The organism is Pseudomonas sp. MAG733B (assembly GCF_036884845.1).
Taxonomy (GTDB): domain Bacteria; phylum Pseudomonadota; class Gammaproteobacteria; order Pseudomonadales; family Pseudomonadaceae; genus Aquipseudomonas.
In genome coordinates this window covers 5864491-5889418 of sequence record NZ_CP145732.1, presented here as the reverse complement: position 1 = coordinate 5889418, position 24928 = coordinate 5864491, and the positions used below count along the sequence as shown (strand labels likewise).

General features: G+C 57.7%; 29 protein-coding genes and 1 tRNA gene. 24 read left to right on the top strand and 6 right to left on the bottom strand.

From position 1 onward, the window contains the following. Entirely contained in the window at positions 1-2037 is a 2037-nt protein-coding gene (locus V6Z53_RS26965) for an ATP-binding protein (RefSeq protein ID WP_338582640.1), read from the bottom strand. Positions 2038-2082: 45 nt separating this feature from the next. Continuing rightward, positions 2083-3000, bottom strand: coding sequence for a putative 2-dehydropantoate 2-reductase (locus V6Z53_RS26960; protein ID WP_338582639.1), 918 nt, complete (start codon positions 2998-3000; stop codon positions 2083-2085). 142 nt (positions 3001-3142) lie between these two features. On the opposite strand from V6Z53_RS26960, the gene V6Z53_RS26955 reads away from it, so the two are divergent. Continuing rightward, entirely contained in the window at positions 3143-3628 is a 486-nt protein-coding gene (locus tag V6Z53_RS26955) for a YajQ family cyclic di-GMP-binding protein (protein ID WP_060539637.1), read from the top strand. 138 nt (positions 3629-3766) lie between these two features. Continuing rightward, positions 3767-4609: a mechanosensitive ion channel family protein gene (locus V6Z53_RS26950; protein ID WP_338582636.1), complete on the top strand. Its 843-nt coding sequence runs from the start codon at positions 3767-3769 to the stop codon at positions 4607-4609. Positions 4610-4818: 209 nt separating this feature from the next. Here V6Z53_RS26950 and V6Z53_RS26945 read toward each other — a convergent pair whose 3' ends face one another. After that, the gene (locus V6Z53_RS26945; protein ID WP_338582634.1) at positions 4819-6147 is read right to left on the bottom strand and encodes an OprD family porin; all 1329 of its coding nucleotides are present in this window, start codon (positions 6145-6147) and stop codon (positions 4819-4821) included. 461 nt (positions 6148-6608) lie between these two features. Between V6Z53_RS26945 and V6Z53_RS26940 the strand changes: the two genes are divergently transcribed. Genes V6Z53_RS26940 through V6Z53_RS26930 form a run of 3 tightly spaced genes read left to right on the top strand, consistent with a single transcriptional unit; the run spans position 6609 to position 7698 of the window. Next, positions 6609-7034: a hypothetical protein gene (locus V6Z53_RS26940; RefSeq protein WP_338582632.1), complete on the top strand. Its 426-nt coding sequence runs from the start codon at positions 6609-6611 to the stop codon at positions 7032-7034. A gap of 29 nt (positions 7035-7063) precedes the next feature. Next, complete coding sequence (locus V6Z53_RS26935; protein WP_338582631.1) at positions 7064-7489, top strand: HIT domain-containing protein; 426 nt, start codon at positions 7064-7066, stop codon at positions 7487-7489. Between the two features lie 2 nt (positions 7490-7491). Further along, complete coding sequence (locus V6Z53_RS26930; RefSeq protein WP_077045694.1) at positions 7492-7698, top strand: SlyX family protein; 207 nt, start codon at positions 7492-7494, stop codon at positions 7696-7698. A 59-nt stretch (positions 7699-7757) separates the two neighbouring features. On the opposite strand, the gene V6Z53_RS26925 is transcribed toward V6Z53_RS26930, so the two are convergent. Next, the gene (locus V6Z53_RS26925) at positions 7758-8360 is read right to left on the bottom strand and encodes a cold-shock protein (RefSeq protein WP_338582630.1); all 603 of its coding nucleotides are present in this window, start codon (positions 8358-8360) and stop codon (positions 7758-7760) included. A 309-nt stretch (positions 8361-8669) separates the two neighbouring features. Here V6Z53_RS26925 and V6Z53_RS26920 point away from each other — a divergent pair, with 309 nt between their 5' ends. From V6Z53_RS26920 to nadA, 19 genes are all read left to right on the top strand, one after another. Then, complete coding sequence (locus V6Z53_RS26920; protein WP_150772351.1) at positions 8670-9140, top strand: Dps family protein; 471 nt, start codon at positions 8670-8672, stop codon at positions 9138-9140. A gap of 257 nt (positions 9141-9397) precedes the next feature. Then, entirely contained in the window at positions 9398-9748 is a 351-nt protein-coding gene (locus tag V6Z53_RS26915; RefSeq protein ID WP_338582629.1) for a ribbon-helix-helix domain-containing protein, read from the top strand. A gap of 123 nt (positions 9749-9871) precedes the next feature. Beyond that, entirely contained in the window at positions 9872-10093 is a 222-nt protein-coding gene (locus V6Z53_RS26910) for a zinc ribbon domain-containing protein (RefSeq protein ID WP_007977333.1), read from the top strand. Positions 10094-10213: 120 nt separating this feature from the next. Continuing rightward, complete coding sequence (aspS, locus tag V6Z53_RS26905; protein ID WP_338582628.1) at positions 10214-11989, top strand: aspartate--tRNA ligase; 1776 nt, start codon at positions 10214-10216, stop codon at positions 11987-11989. A gap of 130 nt (positions 11990-12119) precedes the next feature. Continuing rightward, positions 12120-12866: a YebC/PmpR family DNA-binding transcriptional regulator gene (locus V6Z53_RS26900; RefSeq protein WP_338582627.1), complete on the top strand. Its 747-nt coding sequence runs from the start codon at positions 12120-12122 to the stop codon at positions 12864-12866. A 140-nt stretch (positions 12867-13006) separates the two neighbouring features. Beyond that, positions 13007-13531 (top strand): crossover junction endodeoxyribonuclease RuvC, encoded by a 525-nt coding sequence (ruvC, locus tag V6Z53_RS26895; protein ID WP_338582626.1) that lies wholly within the window; start codon positions 13007-13009, stop codon positions 13529-13531. A gap of 114 nt (positions 13532-13645) precedes the next feature. After that, a complete protein-coding gene (gene ruvA, locus V6Z53_RS26890; RefSeq protein WP_056852661.1) occupies positions 13646-14254 on the top strand; it encodes a Holliday junction branch migration protein RuvA in 609 nt (202 codons plus the stop codon). Next, positions 14255-15316, top strand: a complete 1062-nt coding sequence (gene ruvB / locus V6Z53_RS26885; protein ID WP_150763668.1) for a Holliday junction branch migration DNA helicase RuvB — start codon at positions 14255-14257, stop codon at positions 15314-15316. Positions 15317-15443: 127 nt separating this feature from the next. Beyond that, the gene (ybgC, locus tag V6Z53_RS26880; RefSeq protein WP_338582624.1) at positions 15444-15911 is read left to right on the top strand and encodes a tol-pal system-associated acyl-CoA thioesterase; all 468 of its coding nucleotides are present in this window, start codon (positions 15444-15446) and stop codon (positions 15909-15911) included. Continuing rightward, positions 15901-16596 carry a protein TolQ gene (tolQ, locus tag V6Z53_RS26875; RefSeq protein ID WP_008147369.1) on the top strand — a complete coding sequence of 232 codons (696 nt, stop codon included), beginning with the start codon at positions 15901-15903 and terminating at the stop codon, positions 16594-16596. Before ybgC ends, tolQ begins: the two co-directional genes overlap by 11 nt. A 23-nt stretch (positions 16597-16619) precedes the next feature. Then, positions 16620-17072 carry a protein TolR gene (gene tolR, locus V6Z53_RS26870; protein WP_162135951.1) on the top strand — a complete coding sequence of 151 codons (453 nt, stop codon included), beginning with the start codon at positions 16620-16622 and terminating at the stop codon, positions 17070-17072. After that, positions 17072-18151, top strand: coding sequence for a cell envelope integrity protein TolA (tolA, locus tag V6Z53_RS26865; RefSeq protein ID WP_338582623.1), 1080 nt, complete (start codon positions 17072-17074; stop codon positions 18149-18151). Before tolR ends, tolA begins: the two co-directional genes overlap by 1 nt. After that, positions 18148-19449 (top strand): Tol-Pal system beta propeller repeat protein TolB, encoded by a 1302-nt coding sequence (gene tolB / locus V6Z53_RS26860; protein ID WP_338582622.1) that lies wholly within the window; start codon positions 18148-18150, stop codon positions 19447-19449. The genes tolA and tolB overlap by 4 nt, the downstream gene beginning before the upstream one ends. Before the next feature lie 52 nt (positions 19450-19501). Then, positions 19502-19999, top strand: coding sequence for a peptidoglycan-associated lipoprotein Pal (gene pal / locus V6Z53_RS26855; RefSeq protein ID WP_003178634.1), 498 nt, complete (start codon positions 19502-19504; stop codon positions 19997-19999). Between the two features lie 6 nt (positions 20000-20005). Further along, the gene (ybgF, locus tag V6Z53_RS26850; RefSeq protein ID WP_338582621.1) at positions 20006-20845 is read left to right on the top strand and encodes a tol-pal system protein YbgF; all 840 of its coding nucleotides are present in this window, start codon (positions 20006-20008) and stop codon (positions 20843-20845) included. A gap of 166 nt (positions 20846-21011) precedes the next feature. Further along, positions 21012-21659, top strand: a complete 648-nt coding sequence (gene queE, locus V6Z53_RS26845; RefSeq protein ID WP_338582620.1) for a 7-carboxy-7-deazaguanine synthase QueE — start codon at positions 21012-21014, stop codon at positions 21657-21659. Between the two features lies 1 nt (position 21660). After that, entirely contained in the window at positions 21661-22353 is a 693-nt protein-coding gene (queC, locus tag V6Z53_RS26840; RefSeq protein WP_338582619.1) for a 7-cyano-7-deazaguanine synthase QueC, read from the top strand. Between the two features lie 63 nt (positions 22354-22416). Then, a tRNA-Lys gene (locus V6Z53_RS26835) sits at positions 22417-22492 on the top strand. 272 nt (positions 22493-22764) lie between these two features. Further along, a complete protein-coding gene (nadA, locus tag V6Z53_RS26830) occupies positions 22765-23823 on the top strand; it encodes a quinolinate synthase NadA (RefSeq protein WP_338582618.1) in 1059 nt (352 codons plus the stop codon). 137 nt (positions 23824-23960) lie between these two features. Here nadA and V6Z53_RS26825 read toward each other — a convergent pair whose 3' ends face one another. After that, the gene (locus V6Z53_RS26825; protein WP_338582617.1) at positions 23961-24449 is read right to left on the bottom strand and encodes an RDD family protein; all 489 of its coding nucleotides are present in this window, start codon (positions 24447-24449) and stop codon (positions 23961-23963) included. Between the two features lie 96 nt (positions 24450-24545). Then, positions 24546-24758, bottom strand: a complete 213-nt coding sequence (locus tag V6Z53_RS26820) for a cold-shock protein (RefSeq protein ID WP_007931076.1) — start codon at positions 24756-24758, stop codon at positions 24546-24548. Between the last annotated feature and the right edge of the window lie 170 nt (positions 24759-24928).

Genomic DNA, 24928 nt, shown 5'->3' with positions numbered 1-24928 from the left:
TTACCTCGATAGCTGATTGAGTTCTTGAGAGACGAGCGGGGTGCCCGCCAGTGGCAGGCGCAAGGTGAAACAGGTGCCTTGCCCGAGGGTCGATTGCACTTCCATCTGGCCCTTGTGGTTGTTGGTAATGATGAAATACGAAACCGACAGCCCGAGACCGGTGCCCTGGCCAATTTCCTTGGTGGTGAAAAACGGTTCGAACGTACGCTTGCGCACGTTTTCGCTCATGCCGATGCCATTGTCCTCGACCTGGATTTCCGCCCAGGGCGGGTTGAGCCGGGTGCGCAAAATGATCCGCCCTGGCTCGCTGTCGTCTTCGCGTTGGTGAATGGCCTGGGCGGCGTTTTTCAGCAGGTTGAGCAAGACTTGTTCGAGTTCGTTGGCGGTGCCGGGGACCGGGCCGAGTGCCGGATCGAACTGGCGAATGATGGCCTGGCCCTTGAAGTCGAAACCGATTGCCAGGTCGAAGTCGTTACCGGCGATTTCTACCGCTTGGTCGATCAGCGCCGGCAAGTCGCACGGGGCCATTTGCCGGGTGCTGCGGCGACTGAAGCTGAGCATGTGGGTGACAATCTTCGCCGCCCGGGCGCCGGCTTGCTGAATGCCGTCAAGTAACTGCGGCACCTCACGCGCTTGCAGGTAACTGTTGACCGTCGACAGTTCGACGCCAACCTGCTCGGCCTGTTCGAGGTTCTTCGGCAGTTCGGTGGACAGGCGTCGGCGAATGTTCTGCACGTTGTGCAGGATCGCCCCCAGCGGGTTATTGATCTCATGGGCCATGCCGGCGGCGAGGCCACCGACGGAGAGCATTTTCTCCGACTGCACCATCATTTCTTCCAGCGACAGGCGCTGGGTGATGTCATCGATCCGGATCACCACACCGCGTCCGGCGCCACCCATCAGCGGATAGAAAGTCAGGGCGTAATGGCGGGCGTCATCGTCCTTGACCCAGGTCACGCGCTCGATCTTGGCCACTGTGTGCTGCTCGACGGTTTGCTTGAGTTGCGGCAGAAACGGCTTGAGCGGCTCGAAGGCGAGAAATATCGGTTGATTCAGGGCTTCGTCCAGGCGGGTGCCGGAGAGAGCGCTGGCTTCCTGGTTCCACTGCGTCACGTAGAGCTGTTCGTCGAGGGCGATCAGCGCCGACGGCATGGAGTCGATGATGCTGTTGAGGTAGTTCTGGAACCCGGTGAGTTTCTTCTCGATCTTGCTGCGCACCTGGACTTCGAGTTCCAGCTTGCGGTTGGTGTGACGGGTTTCCTCGGCCAGGCCCTGGGCCTGATCGTAGGCGGCCTGGGAATCATCCCGCGCCCGTTTGAGCTGCTGCTCACGCGCCTCGATGCGCGACAGCATGGTGTTGAACGCCTCGGCGAGGCTGCCGATTTCATCGTGGTTGCCCCGGGAGGCGCGCAAGGCGTAGTTCTCTTCCCGGGTTACTTGCCGGGACAGCTCTTCGAGTTGATGGATCGGCCGGGTGATCAGGCGTTTGATCTGCCGAGCGATGACCAGCCACAACAGTACACTGAAAATCAGGATCCCGAGGCTGGCTGTGAGAGTCCCGGTGTAGAACGCCATCGGCAGTTCACTGCTGGCCACCAGCAGCAGATGGCCCGGTGCGGCACCGGGGCGGGGCAGTGTGATGATTTGATTGCTGCGAAACTCGGTGGCTTGCCACGATTCGATGTGCCGGTAACGTTCCGGCAATTTCAAGTGATCGCCATGCTGCAACTGCGCCAGGCGTTCGCCCCGGCCGTCGTACAGTGCCGCGGCACGTAACGGCGAGTAGCTGTTGAGTTCATCGAGCAGGCGTTGGGCGCTTTGCGGCGATTCCAGTGCTTCGGAGATCAGGCTCGGGTTGGACACCAGGCGGCCAATGGTCTGCAAGGCCTGGGGCGCCATGCTTTCCTGGGAGATGTAATACGCGGCGCTGATAAAGGTCAGGTTGGCGACCAGCAGGACAGTGGTCAACAGCACCAACAGGGCGGCCAGCAGCTTCTGGCCGACAGGAAGGTTTTCAAGGCGCTGGCGCAATGGCATCAGGGTTATCGCTGCAAAGGAACAAGTGGCCAGCGTAGCCGCTGCTCAGTCGCTGGGCAATCCAAGGCTGTGCAGGCGGGTGATCAGCCGCTGCTGCAATTGATTGATGTGCGGCAGGTTCAATTGATGCCGGGAGGCGACTTTGCAGGCATGACCCAGCAGGTAGCTGATTTCGGTGCGGCGCCGGTTGCTGACGTCCTGGTACATCGACGAGTAATTGGCGGCGGTCGCGTGAATCACCCGTTCGACTTCCTGTTGCAGGTTCTCGGCGGCGGCAGGTTGACCGCAGCGCTCAAGCAGTTCGGTGAGCTCGCCGCAGAGAGTGGCGACTTCGCAGCTATGGTCCTGCAAACCGCCATTGCGGCAGTCGTGTAGCACCGTCAGCGGGTTGATCGCACAGTTCAGCGCCAGTTTGCGCCACAGCCGGGTCAGGATTTCGGTGCTCCATTCATGGGGAATGCCGGCGGCGTCGAGGTCATCCAGCCAGATCGGCGCGACGGGATGGCCGGCATCGCCCAGCCAGGTGAACCCGTGGCCGGCGAACACCACGCGCCAATCACCATCGCGGAAGGCGCCTTCGGTGCTTGAGGCATAAATGCAGCGTGCCTGCGGTACTTGCGCCGCTACGGCGTCCTGACTGCCCAACCCGTTCTGCAACAGAATCAGTTCGGCACCGGGAGCCAGGCGGGGTGCCAATTGCGCAACGGCCTGCTCGGCGTCGTAGGCTTTGCAGGCGACCAGCAGGCGATTGATCGGTGCTTCGCTGTCTGGTGTTTCGGCGGGTACCGGGTAGCACTGTGCTTCGCCGTGTTCGACCAATGTCAGCCCGCCAGCCGTCTCATAAGCCTGCAAGCGTGTGGCATCGCGCACGATCAGCCGCACCGGCACCCCGGCACGGGCCAGACGCGTGGCCCATAACGTGCCGAGACTGCCGGCGCCGAGGATATGCCAGGTGGTGGACATCAGCTTTTTGCCTTGTTTGACGCGCGCATGGACAGCTCGCAGTGAATGATGGGAAAGACCCGTTATAATCAGCGCGGATTTTTACCGCAAGCCAGGCGTGCTCCATCTTGATCGAGCGCCCCCTATTTATTGGAGAGATTACATGCCGTCGTTCGACGTGGTATCCGAACTGGACAAACACGAAGTCACCAACGCGGTCGAGAACGCCGTCAAGGAACTCGATCGTCGCTATGACCTGAAAGGCAAAGGCAGCTTCGAGTTCAAGGAAAAGGACCTGACCGTCAACCTGACCGCAGAGGCCGATTTCCAGCTTGAAGCGATGATTGAGATCCTCAAGCTGGCCCTGGTCAAGCGCAAAATCGATGTGCAGTGCCTTGAGGTCAAGGATGCGTTCGCGTCGGGCAAGCTGATGAAGCAGGAAGCCGTCCTCAAGGAAGGCATCGACAAAGAGATGGCGAAGAAGATTGTCGCTCACGTCAAAGACGCCAAGTTGAAGGTCCAGGCCGCCATTCAGGGTGAGCAAGTGCGCATCACCGGCAAGAAGCGTGACGATCTTCAGGAAGCTATCGCTGCACTGCGCGCCAAGGAATTCGGCATGCCGCTGCAGTTCAACAACTTCCGCGACTGACGTACACAGCGGGAACCTCTCGGCGTTTTCGGCGTCCGAGGCCCAAGCAACGGTAGAAATGGTTGACCCCGCAAGGGCTCGATCCTTTCTGCCGTTTATTTTTCGCGTGCCGGGTGCCCGGAAATCAGGAGAACGTAGATGGACTTGAATGCTGAAGTAGATAACCTGGTCAAGGTGTCGCAAACCTGGATCCCGATGATCATGGAATACGGCAGCCGTGTGCTGCTGGCGGTCATCACTCTCGCCATCGGCTGGTGGTTGATCAACAAGGTCACGAAAAAACTCGGCGGCCTGATTGCGTTGCGCAATGCTGACCTGGCGTTGCAAGGCTTTATCAGCAGCCTGGCGAACATCATTCTGAAGATTCTGCTGATCGTCAGCGTGGCGTCGATGATCGGTGTGGAAACCACCTCGTTCGTGGCGGCCATCGGTGCGGCAGGCCTGGCCATCGGCCTGGCATTGCAAGGCAGTCTGGCGAACTTCGCCGGTGGCGTGCTGATTTTGCTGTTCCGCCCGTTTCGCATCGGTGACTGGATCGAAGCCCAGGGTGTGGCCGGTACTGTCGACAGTATCCAGATCTTCCACACCGTGTTGCGCACCGGCGATAACAAAACCATCATCGTGCCAAACGGTAACCTGTCGAATGGCATCATCACCAACACCAACCGTCAGCCGACTCGCAAGGTAGTGTTTGACGTAGGTGTTGATTACGAAGCGGACTTGCAAAAGGCCCGTCAAGTATTGCTGGATCTGGCCAAGGATCCGCGCGTATTGACTGATCCGGAGCCGCAGGCTGTTATTTCGACACTGGGTGACAGTTCGATCACTGTTTCCCTGCGTGTCTGGGTGAAGACTGCGGATTACTGGGATGTGATGTTCATGTTTAATGAGCAGTCCCGTGATCGTTTGAAAAAGGCCGGTATCGATATTCCATTCCCACAGCGGGTTATTCGCGTGGTTCAGGAAGCGGCAGTACAGTAAGCGTACTTTCAATAGTTACTGTATGGGGCCCAAGAGATTAATAGCCTCTTGGGCTTTTTTGTGAGTTTTGATCGAGTCATTTCAAAAAGTACTAATGTTATGAGTCGAAGTTGTTTGTCGATGCGTCAGCTTTATGGCAGGCATAAAAAAACGCCCACCTGAAGAGGTGGGCGTTTTTGTTTTACAGTACTGCCGGGGTTACACCCTGATTACAGGATGCTCAGCGGGTACTCGATGATTACACGGGTGTCGTAGTTGTCAGACGAGTAGTTCTGGTATGCGCCGTTTGCACGGTAGTTGGCGAAACGCACACGGAACGACAGGTCTTTGGCTGGACCTTCCTGCAGGACGTACTTGGACTCGACGTTCCACTCGTTTTCCTTACCTTCACCCAGACCGTTGGTCTCGATGTTGTTACCCATTACGTAACGGGTCATGAAGCTCAGACCAGGTACGCCGTAGGTAGCCATGTTCAGGTCGTAGCGAGCTTGGTAGGATTTCTCCTCGCGGCCCACGAAGTCGGAGATCTGAATGGAGTTGGATACGAAGATGGTGCTGTTACCGTCAACGCCGTAGTAGTAAGCGTTGTCGCCGCTGGACTGCTGGTAAGCCAGGGTGAACTTGTGAGCGCCGAGGCTGTAAGCAGCTGCCAGGGACCACAGGTTGTTGTCCACACCCAGGGTGCCGTCGCCGATTGCGTCGACCAGGTCGCCACGATCATCGCCTTTGGTTTTGTAACCGTTCAGGTCGAAGTTCAGGGACTGATCATCAGAGATCGGCAGGGTGTAGTTCAGGTTGATGTAGTACTTTTTGAAGTAGTCTTCAGCATCCGACGCAGCGATGGCACCGGTGAAGTTGTCGGTGAAGGCGTAGCTGGCACCGAAGATGTTGATGCCGTTGCTCAGGCCTTTGCCGTGGTTGCCGTCTTCGTCGGTCAGACCGCCGATGCTGTCACGGGCCATACCGGTTTGCTTGCTCAGCGCGGTGAAACGACCGGCGCTCAGTTCCAGGCCTTTGATCTCTTTGGAAGTGATCAGGGTACCGGTTGCAACTTCTGGCAGCAGACGGCTGTCATCGGTAGCGAATACTGGGCTGGCAACGAATTGTTGGCCGTATTTCAGGACGGTGTCGGACAGACGCAGTTTAACTGCACCGCCTACCTTGCCCTGGGATTTCTCTGGGTTGCCGTCGCTGTCGTTGGCGAACAGGCCGTTACCGCGGTGGCCCGAGCCGCCGTCCAGTTTGACCGAACCCATTGCCATGGCGTCGAGACCGAAACCGATGGTGCCTTGAGTGAAGCCCGACTCGTAGGTGAGCAACTGGCTCAGACCGGAATCCTGACGATAGCCAGCAGTACCGGAAGTACCGTTGTCTGCACCGTTCTTGAAATCGCGGTTCATGTACTCAAAACGGGTTTTGAGTTTCAGGCTCGAATCATCGATGAAACCCTTGGATTCGTCCTGCGAGGACGCCATTGCGAACTGCGAGGTGCCTGCTGCAACAGCCAGTGCGATCATGCTCCACTTCATCACGCGCATCGTGATTTGCTCCTTTGGTTTTTAGAAGAGTACTGCCGTCCCACCTGTTTTATTATCTGGGCGGCTCTTTCTTTTTGTGTCGGCGCAAACTTATATCACGCCGACAATGTTGGCGATACTTGCGCATCTAACCTTTCAGCTTCTTTACGAGCCTGTCGCAAACAGCTTGCTAGATGTCGCAAATTTACAGCCCCGATGCAACCGGACTGACAACTTTAATGCTGTTTTTCTGGGCTGGTGCATCGGTAAAAAGAGTCCCTGGTGAAACGTTTGAATCTCCATCGGGCTACCCTGCCACTGTTTTAATTGGTCTAAAGGGTTCCCGCTTCCAGCGGTGCCTTATAGACGATGTGGGTGTGAATGCAACAAGCGTGCACAAATCAGCATTCCATGGATATTTTTTTCTAATGCGCCGCCTGGTGCCGTAAAAACCTCATAAAACCGGGGGTTTCATCCTGCTGGTGTTTGGACTTGACGCCATCCTTCGCATCGTGTTGACCATCCTGTTACCGCCGCGTGACAACCAGAAACGTTACCGGTTCACCCCGCCATTGAGTAATTGGCGGATATGCGAAGCAGTCAGCGTAGACGCACTGTGCGGTTTTGGTGCAAAAATTTTTATTCGCTGTACTGAATCCATACAGCTTGGCGGCTCCCGGAGCATGAGCGCATCGTTGTGTTTCGGTCATTTCAGCGCTTTTTGTGGTATCGCCGGTTCGCTAATGGTGCGTTTTGCCGAGAAGTGGTTCATCCCGGGGCGCTCTGGCGTCCGTTACTGGAACCTCGAGGGGATCGCAGCGCGGTTGGTCGTGAAGCTGGCGCCGTTCGCAGGTATGCTGCCGTCCAGTCGCTTGGTGTGCGATCTCTCGGGATGGGCGCTAAGCTGAAAATTGATGACCTGGCGGGAGTGCGCGCTGTGTTCGCTTTAGATCCACGACTTCAACAAGACACGCTACCGATCGGTGATTTCCCGCTGTGCCGGTTGCTGTTGTCCAACGATTCGAACTATCCCTGGTTCATCCTGGTGCCTCGTCGCGACGATATCAGTGAGATATTTCAGTTGGATGTCGCCGATCAACTGCAACTCTGGAAGGAAACGACCCTTTTGTCGGAGTTGCTCAAGGACTCATTCGACGCTGACAAGTTGAATGTCGCGGCGTTGGGTAATGTAGTCAGTCAGTTGCACATGCATGTGATCGTGCGTAAACGAGAGGACGCCGCCTGGCCCGCTCCGGTTTGGGGTAAACATCCGGCCAAGCCTTACAGCGCAGAGCAGGTCGCGGCGATTCGCGAGCGGTTGCACTTGGTGTTGACCGACGATTTCACGTTCGTGGAGGGCTGATCATGAGCCTGGAAGATCGCGTTACCGATCTGGAGAGTCAGTTGGCGTTTCAGGATGACACCATCCAGGCCTTGAATGATGTGCTGGCAGCGCAGCAGCGGGCGGTGGAGCGCCTGCAATTGCAGATGGCGGCGCTGCTCAAGCGCCAGGAAGAAATGGCCGGCCAGTTCGAGACTTTCGAAGAAGAGGCACCGCCTCCGCATTACTGAAATGCAGGCAATAAAAAACCGCGAGCAGCCAGGCTGTTCGCGGTTTTTTTTGCCTCGGATCAGCGTCGCGGCAGGGCGGCGATCACGTCTTCGGCTTGCAGGCCTTTGTCACGATTCATCACGGAGAATTCCACGCGCTGGCCTTCGACCAGAACGCGGTGACCTTCACCGCGAATGGCCCGGAAGTGCACGAAAATATCGTCGCCGGAATCGCGGGAAATGAAGCCGAAGCCTTTGGAAGTGTTGAACCACTTGACGGTGCCGGTATCGCGGTTGCTCATGTCGTAGCTTGGCGAAGCGGCAGCCGGTGACGATTTGTAGAAGCTGATGGCCAGGTGCAGAAAAACAGCGACCAGGGCGGCGACCAGGCTGAACAGAACGGCAGGTTGACCGGCGATGACGGGCATCGGTGCGATCAGCGTCAGGGTTTGCAGAACGACAGCCAGAACCAGCAGGGCGCTGACCAGGTTTTGCAGTTGATGACGTGGACCTTTGTTCCAGTAAGGGATGACGGGTGCGAGAGTGAGGTTAAGCAGGCCGAAAAGGGCCAGGTACAGTGCATCGGGCTGTTGCAGGTAAGGTACGGCTTCGGAACGCAGGCTAGGGATGAAGGACAGCAGCAAAGCCGCTGCACCTATTAGCAGGTGGACGATTTTCAACATTTTGATTGACTCACGTTAAGACAGCTCACAAGGAAGAGCTGATGAGGCACGGTTCGCTTCAGAACAATAGGAGGCGTTGGACACGTACCCGATATCAGCCTATGCGCAGCACCCGGAAAAAATGGGCACCCACGACACGCTGTCTATTTAACAGCAAAGCCGCAGGCTACTCAAATCAGGGCGTCCAGCGGTGTGTCGGGGGCGATTTGTCGCAGGCTCATGGGCGATCCGGGGCTGCGATGCGGCGGCAGGCTTGCTAGAGTGGTCTTGCACCTGTTGGATGAATTTCATCACCTTTAGGGGAAAAACATGGCAATCGATATCGGTATCAGTGAAGAGGATCGCAAGTCCATCGTCGACGGACTTTCGCGTCTGCTGTCGGACACCTACGTACTTTATTTGAAAACCCATAACTTCCACTGGAACGTCACCGGCCCGATGTTCCGGACCCTGCACCTGATGTTCGAGGAGCAATACAACGAGTTGGCCCTGGCGGTCGATTCGATTGCCGAGCGGATTCGTGCCCTCGGTTTTCCTGCGCCCGGTGCCTACGCCGTTTATGCGCGACTGTCCTCTATTAAAGAGGAGGAAGGCGTGCCTGCCGCCGAAGACATGATCAGGCAATTGGTCGAGGGGCAGGAAGCCGTCACCCGCACGGCTCGCGGGATCTTTCCGCTGCTCGACAAAGTCAGTGACGAGCCGACGGCTGATCTGCTGACCCAGCGTATGCAGGTTCACGAAAAAACCGCATGGATGCTCCGCGCCCTGCTGGATCAGTAACACGTTGACGCGCGAATGACGCTCTGTGGGTGCTGTTGGCGCGTCGCCTTGATCCCTCGAAAAGTACCTGTCTGTTGACCGAGTTTTCGCCAGTCTGCGTGGGAAAACTGGCGGCGTAGGACGCACTCCACGATCTGCCCTCAGCTGTTGGCTTATCCTACGCAGACGGTCATAAAGTCATCTGGATATAACTTTGCCCTCGCGGTTTTATAAGCGTGCTTATGAAAACCGCGAGATGGCAAAGGAGTGTCAACGACATGGTTTATGGAGACAGGCGAAACGAGGGGAGGATTGATCCTGTAAAGGACAAAAGGATTGATCCATTTGTCAGTGAATTCGATATGGGGCTGGTTCAGCCTTTGTCCCGGTCGGTGCGGTTGAATGGCTTCGCCACCTGTTTGCGACTTGAGCAGGTTTACTGGGATATTCTGGGCGACATCGCCCGGCTCAATGGCTGCTCGGTCAGCGCGTTGTTGTCCCACGTGGATCGCGAAGTGCATTTGCGCCATGGTGGGGTGAAGAACTTCAGCGGACTGGTGCGGGTGGTCTGTGTTGTACACAGTCTCAAGGAAGGAGGTTGTGGGGTGATGCCTCAGTCTCGGCAGTGAAAGGGTCGCATGTCGATCTGTGCAGTCTTACGGCTGCACAGGCCGCATTTAATGGATATAATCCCGCTCTTTGCCGCAAAACCCCGCGTGTGCGGTAGCAATCTGATCGCCGAGACAACCTCCATGCCGATGTACGATTATCAATGTGCTTCCTGTGGTCATCAGTTGGAAGCCATTCAAAAGATCAGCGATGCACCGCTGGTCGACTGCCCTGCGTGCCAGGCGCCAGAGCTTAAGAAGATGCTGTCCATGCCGGGCTTCCGCCTCAGCGGTACTGGCTGGTACGAGACCGATTTCAAGACCGGTTCCAAGAAGAACCTGGCCGGCGGCGACAAAGCTGACTAAGGTCTGGAGCCTGAGTTGAACGACACGTGTGCTCTTGCATCACCCGACGACTTTTTAAAGGCGGGGGCTGCTGCAGGATCTCCAACTGAATTTCGAATTACGAGAAGTGAAACCACGACCATGATGCGCAGCCATTATTGCGGCCAACTGAACGAAAGCCTGGAAGGCCAGGAAATTACCCTTTGCGGATGGGTCCACCGTCGCCGTGACCACGGTGGGGTGATTTTCCTCGATATCCGTGATCGTGACGGTCTGGCCCAGGTCGTGTTCGATCCGGATCGCGCTGAATCCTTCGCCGCCGCCGATCGCGTGCGCAGCGAGTACGTTGTGAAGATCACCGGCAAGGTTCGCCTGCGTCCGGCGGGTGCGACCAACGCCAACATGGCGTCGGGCATGATCGAAGTCCTTGGTTATGAACTGGAAGTGCTGAACGAATCGGAAACCCCGCCGTTCCCGTTGAACGAGTTCTCCGACGTCGGCGAAGAGACCCGTCTGCGTTATCGCTTCCTGGATCTGCGTCGCCCGGAAATGGCCGAGAAGCTGCGTCTGCGTTCGCGCATGACCACCAGCATCCGTCGCTTCCTGGACGAGAACGGCTTCCTCGACGTCGAGACGCCGATCCTGACCCGTGCTACTCCGGAAGGCGCTCGCGACTACCTGGTCCCGAGCCGTACCCACGCCGGTTCGTTCTTCGCCCTGCCGCAATCGCCACAGCTGTTCAAGCAACTGCTGATGGTGGCCGGCTTCGACCGTTACTACCAGATCGCCAAGTGCTTCCGTGACGAAGACCTGCGTGCCGACCGCCAGCCGGAATTCACCCAGATCGACATCGAGACCAGCTTCCTCGATGAAAAAGAGATCATGGGCCTGACCGAGCAAATGATCCGCAACCTGTTCAAGGAAGTGCTGGGTCTGGAATTCGGTGATTTCCCGCACATGACCTTCGAAGAGGCCATGCGTCGTTACGGTTCCGACAAGCCGGACCTGCGTAACCCGCTGGAACTGGTTGACGTTGCCGATCAGCTCAAGGAAGTCGATTTCAAGGTGTTCAGCGGCCCGGCCAACGACCCGAAATGCCGTATCGCCGCTTTGCGCGTTCCAGGCGGGGCAAGCATGCCGCGCAAGCAGATCGACGATTACACCAAGTTCGTCGGTATCTACGGTGCCAAGGGCCTGGCGTACATCAAGGTCAACGAGCGCGCTGCCGGCGTTGACGGTCTGCAGTCGCCGATCGTGAAAAACATCCCGCTGGAAAACCTCAACGCTATCCTTGATCGCGTGGGTGCAGTTGACGGCGACATCGTGTTCTTCGGCGCCGACAAGGCCAAGATCGTCAGCGAAGCCCTGGGCGCGCTGCGGATCAAACTGGGCCACGACCTGGACCTGCTGACCTGCAAGTGGGCACCGATGTGGGTCGTCGACTTCCCGATGTTCGAAGAGAACGACGACGGCAGCTTCACCGCCTTGCACCATCCGTTCACTGCGCCGAAGTGCACTCCGGAAGAGCTGGAAGCCAACCCGGCAACCGCGCTGTCCCGTGCCTACGACATGGTTCTGAACGGCACCGAGCTGGGCGGCGGTTCGATCCGTATCCACCGCAAAGAGATGCAGCAGACTGTATTCCGTCTGCTGGGTATCAACGAAGCGGAACAGGAAGAGAAATTCGGCTTCCTGCTCGACGCGCTGAAATACGGCGCGCCGCCGCACGGTGGCCTGGCCTTCGGTCTGGACCGTCTGGTGATGCTGATGACCGGCGCCCAGTCGATCCGTGAAGTGATCGCCTTCCCGAAAACCCAGAGCGCGGCGGACGTCATGACTCAGGCACCGGGTCAGGTGGATGCCAAGGCATTGCGCGAACTGCACATTCGTCTGCGCGAAACGCCAAAGGCCGAGTAAGGCTGGCCAGAAGGGCGCATCCGTGGATGCGCCCTTTCTTTATAGATAGAGCTGTTCAAGATTTTTTTGTTTGCCGGCCGGCGCGGAACAGCGTGGCGGGCAATGTTTCAAAGAGAATTCGGAGCGAGTTATGGCAGGTCATTCCAAGTGGGCGAACATCAAGCACCGCAAAGAACGTCAGGATGCCAAAAAAGGCAAGATTTTCACCAAGTGGATTCGTGAACTGACCGTCGCTGCCCGCCAGGGTGGCGGTGATCCGGGTTCCAACCCGCGCCTGCGCCTGGCGTTGGACAAGGCCCTTGGCGCGAACATGAGTCGCGACATCATCGACCGGGCAGTCGCCCGTGGTGCCGGTGCCGCCGATACCGACGACATGGTCGAGCTGACCTACGAAGGTTACGGCCCGGGCGGCGTAGCGGTGATGGTCGAGTGCATGACCGACAACCGTAACCGCACCGCTGCCGCTGTTCGCCATGCGTTCAGCAAGTGTGGCGGCAACCTCGGTACCGACGGTTCGGTGGCCTATCTGTTCGAGCGCAAGGGGCAGATCTCCTTCGCTGCCGGTGTCGATGAAGACGCGCTGATCGAAGCGGCCATGGAAGCCGATGCCGATGACGTGGTAACCAACGAAGACGGTTCCATCGATGTATTCACCTCGTTCTCCGGGTTCTACGCCGTGCGTAATGCGCTGGAAGCGGCCGGTTTCAAAGGTGACGACGCCGAAATCGTCATGCTGCCGACCACCAGCGCCGAACTGGATCTGGAAGGCGCCGAGAAAGTCCTCAAGCTGATCGATATGCTCGAAGACCTGGATGACGTGCAGAACGTCTACTCCAACGCCGAAATCCCGGAGTCGGTCGCCGCACAGCTCGGTTAAAGAGTAACCATGATCCCATGTGGGAGCGGGCTTGCTCGCGAACGCGGATTTTCAGGCAACATCGTTGCTGAATATGAAACCGCTTTCGCGAGCAAGCCCGCTCCCACATTTGTTATTCAATGTTTTAACCCGCAGGCGTTATGACTTTAATTCTTGGTATCGACCCCGGTTCGCGCATCACCGGTTACGGCGTGGTTCGTGATACCGGCCGTGGCTGCGAATACGTGGCCTCCGGCTGTATCCGCACCGGCGCTGGCGAGTTGTCTGAGCGCCTACAGATTGTCTATCGCGGTGTGCGGGAAATTATCCAGACGTACAAGCCAGTGACCATGGGCATCGAAAAAGTGTTCATGGCCCGTAACGCCGATTCTGCCCTGAAGCTGGGGCAGGCCCGTGGCGCGGCCATCGTGGCGGGTGCGGAAGAAAGCCTGGAAATTGCCGAGTACACCGCGACCCAGGTCAAGCAGGCGGTCGTCGGCACCGGAGCTGCCAATAAAGAGCAGGTACAAATGATGGTCATGCATATGTTGAAGCTGACCAGCAAGCCACAAATCGATGCCTCGGATGCCCTGGCCATCGCCATTTGCCATGCTCACACCCGTTCCAGCCTGTTGCCCCATGGCCTGGGTGCGGCACGCAGTCGTGGCGGGCGCCTGCGTCTCTGATAGCATCAGCAATCATTTTTCTGGAATGAGGGTTTTGCGCCTGTATTGTCGGCACGAACCTCTTGCTCTGTCAGTCGCTGGCCCAGCGCTGGCCAACGCTCAAGGATTTGTAACGTGATTGGACGTTTGCGCGGCACTCTGGCTGAGAAACAGCCACCGCATCTGATTCTGGATGTAAACGGTCTGGGGTATGAGCTTGAAGTGCCCATGACCACGCTGTATCGCTTGCCGTCGGTCGGTGAACCGCTGACGCTGCACACCCATTTGGTCGTACGCGAAGACGCGCAGTTACTCTATGGTTTCGTCGGCAAGCGCGAGCGAGACTTTTTCCGCGAGTTGATCCGTCTCAATGGTGTGGGGCCGAAACTGGCCCTGGCGTTGATGTCGAGCCTGGAAGTCGACGAACTGGTGCGTTGCGTGCAGTCCCAGGACACTTCGGCGCTGACCAAGGTGCCGGGTGTGGGCAAGAAAACCGCCGAGCGCCTGTTGGTGGAACTCAAGGACCGCTTCAAGGCCTGGGAAACCGTGCCGGCCATGTTTGCCCTGGTGCCGAACCAGCCGGACGGGCCGGCGCCGGTCAACACCGCCGAGAACGACGCGGTCAGCGCGCTGATTTCCCTGGGCTACAAGCCGCAGGAAGCCAGCAAGGCGATTTCCGCGATCAAGGAGAAAGGCTTGAGCAGTGAAGACATGATTCGTCGTGCCCTGAAGGGAATGATCTAAGTGATTGAAGCTGATCGTCTGATCGCCGCCACGGGCGCCCCCCGTGACCGCGAGGAAGTCCAGGACCGGGCGATTCGTCCTGTCAGCCTGGCCGAATACATCGGCCAGCCGACCGTTCGCGAGCAAATGGAGTTGTTCATCCAGGCTGCCCGCGGGCGTAACGAGTCCCTGGACCACACATTGATTTTTGGTCCGCCGGGCTTGGGTAAAACTACCCTGGCCAACATCATCGCTCAGGAAATGGGCGTCTCGATCAAAAGCACCTCGGGGCCGGTTCTTGAGCGTCCGGGTGATCTGGCGGCGTTGCTGACCAACCTTGAGCCGCACGACGTGCTGTTCATCGATGAAATCCATCGCCTGTCGCCGATTGTTGAAGAAGTGCTGTACCCGGCGATGGAGGATTTCCAGCTCGACATCATGATCGGCGAAGGCCCGGCCGCGCGTTCGATCAAGCTCGATCTGCCGCCCTTCACCCTGGTCGGCGCGACCACGCGAGCGGGGATGCTGACCAACCCGCTGCGCGACCGTTTCGGCATCGTCCAGCGCCTGGAGTTCTACAGCACGGCCGACCTCGCCACGATTGTCGGTCGTTCGGCGAATATCCTCGGCTTGCCGCTGGACCCTGAAGGCGCCTTCGAAATCGCCCGACGTGCCCGTGGCACACCGCGAATCGCCAACCGTTTGCTGCGCCGGGTACGCGACTTCGCCGAAGTTCGCGCCAAGGGCCATATCACCAAGCCGATTGCCGATCTGGCCCTGAACCTGCTGGATGTCGACGAGCGTGGCTTCGATCATCAGGACCGGCGTCTGCTGCTGACCATGATCGAGAAGTTCGATGGCGGGCCGGTTGGTGTGGACAGTCTCGCAGCAGCGATCAGTGAAGAGCGCCACACCATTGAAGACGTGCTGGAGCCTTACCTGATTCAGCAGGGCTACATCATGCGCACCCCTCGCGGGCGAGTGGTGACGCGGCATGCGTACCTGCACTTCGGCTTAAACATTCCGTCACGATTGGGCGAGATGCCCGTGGTAGACGAGTTTCTCGATGCCGTGGACGATTAATTAACTTTTGCGGGCTGAATTTTCGGGCATTGTGCTGTCCTAGGACCGTACTTTCGCGAGAAAGCCGCAGAACAATGAAAAACAGTTGCCTGGCCGGATTGGCAACCCGAGGAGTAAGCACTAGAGTATGCGCGCGCAAAACGGGCTTGAGCCTTTCGCACATCGTTGTCGCGTTTATTACGAGGACACCGATGCGGGCGGCATCGTGTATTACGTTAATTACCTCAAGTTTATGGAACGGGCTCGAACCGAGCGGCTACGAGAGCTGGGCTTTGCCCAATCGCAGCTGGCAGAGGAGGACCTGTTGTTCGTCGTGCATTCCAGCGAAGCGCGCTACCACGCGCCGGCGCGACTGGACGACGAACTGCTGGTAAGCGCTGAAGTAATCGAATTGAACCGTGTCAGCCTGCGCTTCAAGCAGCAGGTCAGGCGGGCTACGGATGATGCGCTGCTCTGTGAAGGGCAGTTTCTGGTGGCCTGTGTGCGCACTGAAAGTTTAAAACCCCGGGCCATTCCCGAAGCTCTACGAGCGGCCTTTGCCGACGTGAGCGGCGCGGGTACACACTCAAAGCAGGAGATAAAGCGTGGAAGCTAACGTCGTCGACCATTCCTCCATGTGGAGCCTGGTCAGCAATGCCAGTATCGTGGTGCAACTGGTAATGCTGATCCTGGTAGCCGCATCGGTGACCTCATGGATCATGATCTTTCAGCGCAGCAACCTGCTGCGCGCCGGTCGACGTGCCCTGGAGAGCTTCGAGGAGCGCTTCTGGTCGGGTATCGACCTGTCCAAACTTTACCGTCAGGCGGGTAGCAACCCGGACCCTGACTCGGGTGTCGAGCAGATCTTTCGCGCCGGCTTCAAGGAATTCTCCCGTCTGCGCCAGCAACCGGGCGTTGACCCGGAAGCGGTGATGGAAGGTGTGGCCCGTGCCATGCGCGTTGCCATTTCCCGCGAAGAAGAAAAGCTCGAGCAAAGCCTGCCTTTCCTGGCCACCGTCGGTTCCGTGAGCCCGTATATCGGTCTGTTCGGTACCGTCTGGGGCATCATGAACTCCTTCCGCGGTCTGGCGACCGCCCAGCAAGCGACGCTGGCCACTGTGGCACCCGGTATCGCCGAAGCACTGATCGCGACCGCGATCGGTCTGTTCGCGGCCATCCCAGCCGTTATCGCTTACAACCGTTTTGCTGCTCGCAGCGAAACCCTGCTCGGCCGTTACTACACCTTCGCCGATGAATTCCAGGCGATCCTGCACCGCAAAGTGCACACCAGCGAAGAATAAGCAGGTAATTTCCAATGGCTTTAATCGCTCGAGCTCGCAAAAAGCGCAAGCCGGTCGCCGAGATGAACGTGGTGCCTTACATCGACGTGATGTTGGTGCTGCTGGTCATCTTCATGGTGACTGCGCCGATGCTCAATCAGGGCGTGAAAGTTGATCTGCCCAAGGTTTCCAGCGAAGCCTTGCCGCAGGACAACAACACCCAGGTCCTGACCATTTCCATCAAATCCGACAAGACCTACTACTGGAACCTCGGCAGCGAAGTCGACACCGAGAAGCAGCAGGATCGTGCCATGACCCTGCCTCAGATGACCGATGCGGTGACCAAGATCATTCGCGTCGGCAACGAAGGCGGCAAGCGTACCCAGGTGTTCATTCGCGGCGACAAGAGTGTCGACTATGGCTCCGTCATGGGCGCCATGGGCGGGTTGCAGAAAGCCGGCGTCGGTAACGTTGGCTTGATTACCGAGGCGCCCTGATGCAGCAACAGCGAGAGCCGTCCGCCTCGGAAAGCTACTTCTGGCCTAGTGTCTGGGCGATTGGCTTGCACGTGCTGGTGTTCGGCATGCTGTTCGTCAGTTTTGCCTTCACACCGGAGCTGCCGCCGGCCAAGCCGATTGTCCAGGCGACCCTGTACCAGCTGAAATCGAAAAGTCGGGCGACCACCCAGACCAATCAGAAGATTGCGGGTGAAGCGCAGAAATCTGCTGCGCGTCAGACCGAAGTCGAACAGTTGGAACAGAAAAAGGTCGAGCAGGAAGCGGTGAAGGCTGCGGAACAAAAGAAAGAAGAAGCGGCTCAAAAGGCCGAGGAAGCCAAGAAGGCCGACGAGTCGAAGAAAGCGGATGAGGCGAAAAAGGCTGATGAAGCCAAGAAAGCCGATGAAGCGAAGAAGACCGCCGAAGCCAAGAAGGCCGAAGAGAAACAATTGGCTGATATAGCCAAGAAGAAATCCGAAGAAGAAGCCAAGAAAGCCGCTGAAGAAGAGGCCAAGAAAGCGGCCGCTGAAGAAGCGAAGAAGAAAATCGTCGAAGACGCGAAGAAGAAAGCCGCCGAAGACGCCAAGAAGAAAGCTGAAGCTGAAGAGGCGAAGAAGAAAGTCGCCGAAGACGCGAAGAAGAAAGCTGCTGCCGATGCTGCGAAGAAGAAAGCGCAGGATGCGGCACGTAAATCTACCGAAGACAAAAAGGCCCAGGCCTTGGCCGATTTGCTTTCCGACACGCCGCAGCGCCAGCAGGCGTTGGCAGATGAGCAAGGTGACGAAGTCGCCGGCAGTTTCGATGATTTGATTCGCCTTCGTGCGGCGGAAGGCTGGGCTCGTCCTCCTTCAGCACGCAAAGGTATGACAGTGGTGCTGCAAATCGGCATGTTGCCGGACGGTACGGTGACTTCGGCCAGCGTGGCCAAGTCCAGTGGTGACGGTCCGTTTGATGCGTCTGCTGTAGCGGCAGTGAAGAATATTGGACGTTTGACAGAAATGCAGGGAATGAAGCCGAGTGATTTCGCTCCGTATCGTTCATTCAAGATGACATTCACGCCTGAGGATTTAGCCCCGTGAGAAACCTTCTTCGAGGAATGCTAATCGCTATCTGCTGCATGGCAGGAATGGCGATGGCAGATGAGAAAAACATTCTGGTCACCAGTGGCAGTGATCGGGCCACCCCGATCGCGGTGGTGCCGTTTGGCAACCAGGGCGGCAGCGTGCTGCCGGACGACATGGCTGAAATCATCGGTAACGACCTGCGCAACTCGGGTTACTACTCGCCGATTCCAAAGCAGAACATGATCAGCCAGCCTAGCCAGGCCAGCGAAATCATCTTCCGTGACTTCAAGGCACTGGGTGCCCAGTACGTCATGGTCGGCAGCATTGTTCCGGCGGGCGGTCGCCTGCAGGTGCAATACGCACTGTTCAACGTCGCTACCGAGCAGCAAGTGCTGACCGGCAGCGTGTCGGGCGGCGTCGATCAACTGCGCGACATGTCGCACTACATCGCCGACCAGTCGTTCGAAAAACTCACCGGCATCAAGGGTGCGTTCTCGACTCGCCTGCTGTACGTGACGGCCGAGCGTTTTTCCGAGAAGAACACTCGCTACACGCTGCAACGTTCGGACTATGACGGCGCGCGCGCCGTGACCCTGCTGCAATCGCGCGAGCCGATCCTGTCGCCGCGTTTCGCACCGGATGGCAAGCGCATCGCCTACGTCTCGTTCGAGCAGAAGCGTCCGCGCATCTTCATGCAGAACATCGACACCGGTCGCCGTGAGCAGATCACCAACTTCGAAGGCCTGAACGGCGCGCCAGCCTGGTCGCCGGATGGCAATCGCCTGGCGTTCGTGCTGTCCAAAGACGGCAACCCGGACATCTACGTGATGAACCTCGGTTCACGTCAGATCACCCGCGTTACCAACGGTCCCGGCATCAACACCGAACCGTTCTGGGGCAAGGATGGTTCGACCATCTACTTCACTTCCGACCGTGGCGGCAAGCCGCAGATCTACAAAACCAGCGTCGGTGGTGGCGGTGCGGAGCGCGTAACTTTCGTCGGTAACTACAACGCCAACCCTAAACTGTCGGCAGACGAAAAGACCCTGGTAATGATTCACCGCCAGGATGGTTTCACCAATTTCAAAGTGGCGGCTCAGGATTTGCAGCGCGGTAGTGTAAAGATCCTCACTGATAGCACTCTGGACGAGTCGCCTACTGTTGCGCCCAACGGCACCATGGTAATCTACGCCACCCGCCAGCAGGGCCGGGGAGTCTTGATGCTCGTGTCCATCAATGGACGCGTAAGGCTCCCGCTTCCTACCGCACAAGGCGAAGTCAGAGAACCTTCCTGGTCCCCTTACCTGAACTGACGCGGCGCTATACGTTTTACTTAACACACTGGGGTTCATTAGGAGTTTCACGATGGAAATGCTGAAGTTTGGTAAATTTGCTGCGCTGGCTCTGGCCATGGCTGTAGCTGTAGGTTGCTCGTCCAAAGGCGGCGACAATGCCGGTGAAGGCGCTGTAGATCCAAACGCTGGTTACGGCGCAAACACTGGTGCAGTTGACGGCTCCCTGAGCGAAGAAGCTGCACTGCGCGCAATCACCACTTTCTACTTCGAATACGACAGTTCGGACCTGAAGCCAGAAGCCATGCGCGCTCTGGACGTTCACGCCAAAGACCTGAAAGCAAACGGCGCTCGCGTTGTTCTGGAAGGCAACACCGACGAACGTGGTACTCGTGAGTACAACATGGCACTGGGCGAGCGTCGTGCGAAAGCCGTTCAACGCTACCTGGTACTGCAAGGTGTTTCCCCAGCTCAGCTGGAACTGGTTTCTTACGGCGAAGAGCGTCCAGTTGCTACCGGCAACGACGAGCAGTCCTGGGCTCAAAACCGTCGCGTCGAACTGCGTAAGTAATTCGTCATGCGAACGTGCCGTCGTGCTGTAACTGTTCTGGCTCTCAGTCTCGCGCCGCTTGCGGCGTGGGCTGCGGTTCCTGTGGTCGATAACGACTCCGGCTATAACAATAGCGGGAGCAGTTATCCGCCTGCAGGTTACGGTACGAACGGCGCCTATGCCGGGGGAGGGGTTTCGGCCCCTGTCTCGGCACAGGGCGAGCTGTTCAACCAACTGCAATCAATGCAGCAACAGATCGAGCGCCAACAAGGTGCGATTGAAGTTCTGCAAAATGAAGTATCGCGCATGAAGCAAGAGAACCTGGAGCGATACCAGGATCTTGATCGGCGCATAGGAACCGGCGTTGCACCAGCCGCGACTCCTGAGAATTCTTCCGGCGGTGGCGATTTGAACGCCCCCGCTGCAGCAGCCGGCGCAAGTGCAGGAGCGGCAGCCGCTCAAGCACCCGCCGCGGGTAGCGAACCGGCAGATCCGGCGAAGGAAAAGCTCTACTACGATGCTGCCTTCGACCTGATCAAAGCCAAGGATTTCGACAAGGCCAGCCAGGCTTTCGCCGCATTCCTGCGCAAATACCCGAACAGCCAATACGCGGGCAATGCCCAGTACTGGTTGGGCGAAGTGAACCTGGCCAAAGGCGATCTGCAAGGTGCAGGTCAGGCATTTGCCAAGGTTTCGCAGCTGTATCCAAAGCACGCCAAAGTGCCTGATTCGCTGTACAAGCTCGCTGATGTAGAGCGCCGCCTGGGTCACACCGACCGGGTAAAAGGCATTCTGCAGCAGGTAGTGTCCCAGTATCCGGGCACTTCCGCCGCTCAGTTGGCCCAGCGCGATCTGCAGAAAATGTAAGGCTGCTTGACCTGTTTCGAAGAAACCCGCGCTTGTCGCGGGTTTTTTCGTTAGAATTCACGCCCTTTTTATGAAACACGCTTTTTGGGATCTGCGCATTGCCGGGGTTCCTTGAAGTGCCTGACGGAGGCGGACAGCCTGTTTAGCTGTTACGCCCGTGGCGACTATGCAAGACACATTGAGAATTACCGAAGTTTTTTACTCGTTGCAGGGTGAAACGCGGACTGCTGGCCTGCCCACTGTTTTTGTGCGCCTGACCGGTTGCCCTCTGCGTTGCCAATACTGCGACAGCGCCTACGCCTTCACCGGCGGAACAATTCGCACCCTCGACGATATCCTCGAGCAAGTTGCCGGTTTCCGTCCGCGTTATGTCTGTGTCACCGGCGGCGAGCCTCTGGCGCAACCCAACGCCATTCCATTGCTCAAGCGCTTGTGCGATGCCGGTTACGAAGTGTCACTGGAAACCAGTGGCTCTATTGATATCTCGGCGGTAGATTCGCGGGTCAGTCGCGTTGTCGACTTGAAGACTCCAGGGTCGAAGGAAGCGCACCGCAATCGCTACGAAAACATTGAGCTGCTCACGCCCAACGATCAGGTGAAGTTTGTCATCTGCTCGCGGGAAGACTATGACTGGTCGGTCTCCAAGCTGATCCAGTACGGTCTGGAAAAGCGTGCCGGTGAAGTGCTGTTTTCGCCAAGTCACCATGATCTCAATGCACGGGACCTGGCTGACTGGGTGGTGGCGGATAATCTGCCGGTGCGCTTGCAATTGCAGCTGCATAAATATCTTTGGAATGACGAGCCGGGGCGCTGATATGACGGAACAACTGAACACTGCGGAAAAACGTGCGGTCATCCTGCTGTCCGGCGGCCTGGACTCGGCAACCGTGGTGGCCATGGCCCGCGCCGAAGGCTACAGCTGCTACACCATGAGCTTCGACTACGGCCAGCGGTCCCACGCCGAGCTGTACGCCGCCGAACGCGTCGCCCGGGATCTGGGTGTGGTCGAGCACAAAGTCATCGGTCTTAATTTCAACGGCATGGGCGGCTCGGCGCTGACCGACAGCAGCATCGATATTCCGGAAGAGTTGGGCGAAGGTATTCCCGTCACCTATGTGCCTGCGCGCAACACGGTTTTCCTGTCCCTGGCGCTGGGCTGGGCTGAAGTGCTTGGCGCACGAGACATCTTTATTGGCGTCAACGCCGTGGACTACTCCGGCTACCCGGACTGCCGCCCCGAGTTCATCGAGTCTTTCGAGCGCATGGCCAATCTGGCGACCAAGGCGGGTGTAGAGGGCAATGGCTTCCGCATTCAGGCGCCGCTGCAAAACCTCAGCAAAGCGCAGATTGTCCAGGCCGGCACCAAGCTTGGCGTCAATTACGGCCTGACCGTTTCCTGCTATCAAGCCGATGATGAAGGTCGTGCATGCGGTAAATGCGATAGCTGCCGACTGCGGGCGGAAGGCTTTATCGCGGCCGGAATCAGTGACCCAACACCTTATTTTTGATTTATTTCAAAATAGGTGTTGAATAGTCCTTAAAAATCAGTATTATACGCGCCACCACACAGCGGGTCGTTAGCTCAGTTGGTAGAGCAGTTGGCTTTTAACCAATTGGTCGTAGGTTCGAATCCCACACGACCCACCATTTTCAAGCAGTTTTAAAAGTCTGGAAGGCCCACGCGAGTGAGGATTTCCGGATTTTTTTTTGCCCGCGATTTGTGTTTGCCCAGGCCTTGGGTGGCACTTCATGACTCAGGTCAGAATCATCTTTTGCATCCGCCGGATATTCTGTAGCCTTGCCCAGCTTCAACGCTGTCCGTGCCTGATGAATACTCACTTTCCCGGCGGTACCCTGAAGGGTCCGGAGCCGGGTGTATACTCGACTTTCGCGCGAATGCGCCTGCAGGTCTTGCGAACATGACGCAGATTTCCGAACGCCTTCTGGTTCAAGCCCACCTCGATGCCAAGCAGCCCAAGCCGCTGACCGCTGACGAAGAGGCTTACTACCGTGCCGCCATCGCTGCCGAGCTCAAGGCTCAGGACGCGGTGCTGGTCGCTCACTTCTATTGCGACCCTGTCATTCAGGCCCTGGCTGAAGAAACCGGTGGCTGTGTCTCCGACTCGCTGGAGATGGCCCGTTTCGGCAGGGATCACTCGGCCAAGACCGTTGTGGTCGCCGGTGTGAAGTTCATGGGCGAAACTGCAAAGATCCTCACCCCTGAAAAACGAATTCTGATGCCAACCCTGGAAGCGACGTGCTCGCTGGACCTGGGTTGCCCGGTCGATGAGTTTTCCGCGTTCTGCGACCAGCATCCGGAGCGTACGGTGGTGGTCTACGCCAATACGTCGGCGGCAGTCAAAGCCCGGGCGGACTGGGTGGTGACTTCCAGCTGCGCACTGGAAATCGTCGAAAGTCTGATGGACAACGGCGAAACCATCATTTGGGGCCCGGACAAGCATCTGGGCACTTACATCCAGCGCCAGACCGGTGCCGACATGCTGTTGTGGGACGGCGCGTGCATCGTTCACGAAGAGTTCAAGTCCAAGCAGCTCGAAGACATGAAGGCGCTGTATCCCGATGCAGCGATCCTGGTGCACCCGGAGTCGCCGACGTCGGTGATCGAGTTGGCAGACGCCGTCGGTTCCACCAGTCAGTTGATCGCGGCGGCACAGAGCCTGCCGAACAAGACACTCATTGTCGCCACCGACCGCGGCATCTTCTACAAGATGCAGCAGCTGTGCCCGGACAAGGTCTTTATCGAAGCGCCAACGGCCGGTAACGGCGCAGCCTGCCGCAGTTGCGCGCACTGCCCGTGGATGGCGATGAATACGCTTGAGCGCACGCTGAAGAGCTTGAAGGAAGGGACGAATGAGATCTTCGTCGACCCGGCGCTGGTTCCTCAGGCAATTCGCCCGTTGAAACGCATGCTTGATTTCACTCAGGCGGCGCGGATGAAGTTGGCGGGTAACGCCTGAGATCTGTCAGGCAGGTCGCAAAAAACTGTGGGAGCGGGCTTGCTCGCGAAGAGGGCGTATCAGTCGACATTGATGTTGTCTGACACACCCTCTTCGCGAGCAAGCCCGCTCCCACATTGGTTTGTGCTTACCGGAAACTATTTGGTTTTCTTCGGAATGCGCACAAGCTGAGTATTGGAATACATGTCATGCCAGCTACGTTGCTGCTTGTCGAACAGCGACCAGATGAACCCGAGCCCAACGCACAGCCATGAAGCAATCGACACCACAAAGCGCAGCAGCGCTTGCCACAGGCTGATGGAGGAACCGTCGGCATTCTGCACGCGGATGCACCAGACCTGCATGCCCAGGGTCTGACCGGAGTAGGTCCAGAATTTGGCGAAGAAACCGAACAGCACGAACAGCAGCACTGTCGAGAGCAGCGGGTCGCCATCGAGCGCGCCTGCCTCAGTGAGCCTGCGCATTTTTTCTTCACCGATGATCCACATCTGGATCATCTTGTAGATACCGCTGGTGACGATCAGCAGCGCGGTGCACAGCAGGAAGTCGTAGAACATCGCTGCCAGGCGACGACCCAGGCCAGCGGCAGGAAATTCGCCCTGGGGGTTAAGCAGGTGTTTCGACATGGCTGGCTCTCGGCGGAAAAAGAAAGCCATTTTACGGATTTACGCGCACAAAAAAGCCCCTGATGTCAGCATCAGGGGCTTTTTCGTTACAGAAGATTAGCCTTCTGCTTGTACTTCGTCAGCCTGCATGCCTTTCTGGCCTTGCACGGCGATGAAGGTCACTTTCTGGCCTTCTTTCAGGCTCTTGAAGCCGTTGCCCTGGATGGCGCGGAAGTGCACGAACAGATCCGGACCGCTTTCAGGAGTGATAAAACCAAAACCTTTCTCGTCGTTAAACCACTTGACGGTACCGCTCTGACGTTGGGACATTTCTTATTTCCTTTGACGCAAAAATTAATGACAGTCTCCTTCTCATGAAAGAGTACTGGGGCTGGTTGCAGGAGAGTAAGAAGACGTCGAACGGGATGTAGCTAACTTGTAGGCTACTGCCCAGGTCACGATTCCAAGCGACCCATGCAAACACAGTGAACAAACTCTAC

Bases quoted from the DNA above. Each gene is read 5' to 3' on its own strand.
- queC (WP_338582619.1), top strand. From the start codon at position 21,661: ATGACGGAACAACTGAACACTGCGGAAAAACGTGCGGTCATCCTGCTG.
- V6Z53_RS26950 (WP_338582636.1), top strand. From the start codon at position 3,767: ATGGACTTGAATGCTGAAGTAGATAACCTGGTCAAGGTGTCGCAAACC.
- V6Z53_RS26910 (WP_007977333.1), top strand. From the start codon at position 9,872: ATGCCGATGTACGATTATCAATGTGCTTCCTGTGGTCATCAGTTGGAA.
- V6Z53_RS26965 (WP_338582640.1), bottom strand. From the start codon at position 2,037: ATGCCATTGCGCCAGCGCCTTGAAAACCTTCCTGTCGGCCAGAAGCTG.
- V6Z53_RS26920 (WP_150772351.1), top strand. From the start codon at position 8,670: ATGGCAATCGATATCGGTATCAGTGAAGAGGATCGCAAGTCCATCGTC.
- V6Z53_RS26825 (WP_338582617.1), bottom strand. From the start codon at position 24,449: ATGTCGAAACACCTGCTTAACCCCCAGGGCGAATTTCCTGCCGCTGGC.
- ruvC (WP_338582626.1), top strand. From the start codon at position 13,007: ATGACTTTAATTCTTGGTATCGACCCCGGTTCGCGCATCACCGGTTAC.
- V6Z53_RS26900 (WP_338582627.1), top strand. From the start codon at position 12,120: ATGGCAGGTCATTCCAAGTGGGCGAACATCAAGCACCGCAAAGAACGT.
- V6Z53_RS26925 (WP_338582630.1), bottom strand. From the start codon at position 8,360: ATGTTGAAAATCGTCCACCTGCTAATAGGTGCAGCGGCTTTGCTGCTG.
- queE (WP_338582620.1), top strand. From the start codon at position 21,012: ATGCAAGACACATTGAGAATTACCGAAGTTTTTTACTCGTTGCAGGGT.
- ybgF (WP_338582621.1), top strand. From the start codon at position 20,006: ATGCGAACGTGCCGTCGTGCTGTAACTGTTCTGGCTCTCAGTCTCGCG.
- V6Z53_RS26915 (WP_338582629.1), top strand. From the start codon at position 9,398: ATGGTTTATGGAGACAGGCGAAACGAGGGGAGGATTGATCCTGTAAAG.
- nadA (WP_338582618.1), top strand. From the start codon at position 22,765: ATGACGCAGATTTCCGAACGCCTTCTGGTTCAAGCCCACCTCGATGCC.
- ybgC (WP_338582624.1), top strand. From the start codon at position 15,444: ATGCGCGCGCAAAACGGGCTTGAGCCTTTCGCACATCGTTGTCGCGTT.
- V6Z53_RS26955 (WP_060539637.1), top strand. From the start codon at position 3,143: ATGCCGTCGTTCGACGTGGTATCCGAACTGGACAAACACGAAGTCACC.
- V6Z53_RS26930 (WP_077045694.1), top strand. From the start codon at position 7,492: ATGAGCCTGGAAGATCGCGTTACCGATCTGGAGAGTCAGTTGGCGTTT.
- aspS (WP_338582628.1), top strand. From the start codon at position 10,214: ATGATGCGCAGCCATTATTGCGGCCAACTGAACGAAAGCCTGGAAGGC.
- V6Z53_RS26945 (WP_338582634.1), bottom strand. From the start codon at position 6,147: ATGCGCGTGATGAAGTGGAGCATGATCGCACTGGCTGTTGCAGCAGGC.
- V6Z53_RS26820 (WP_007931076.1), bottom strand. From the start codon at position 24,758: ATGTCCCAACGTCAGAGCGGTACCGTCAAGTGGTTTAACGACGAGAAA.
- tolA (WP_338582623.1), top strand. From the start codon at position 17,072: ATGCAGCAACAGCGAGAGCCGTCCGCCTCGGAAAGCTACTTCTGGCCT.
- V6Z53_RS26960 (WP_338582639.1), bottom strand. From the start codon at position 3,000: ATGTCCACCACCTGGCATATCCTCGGCGCCGGCAGTCTCGGCACGTTA.
- pal (WP_003178634.1), top strand. From the start codon at position 19,502: ATGGAAATGCTGAAGTTTGGTAAATTTGCTGCGCTGGCTCTGGCCATG.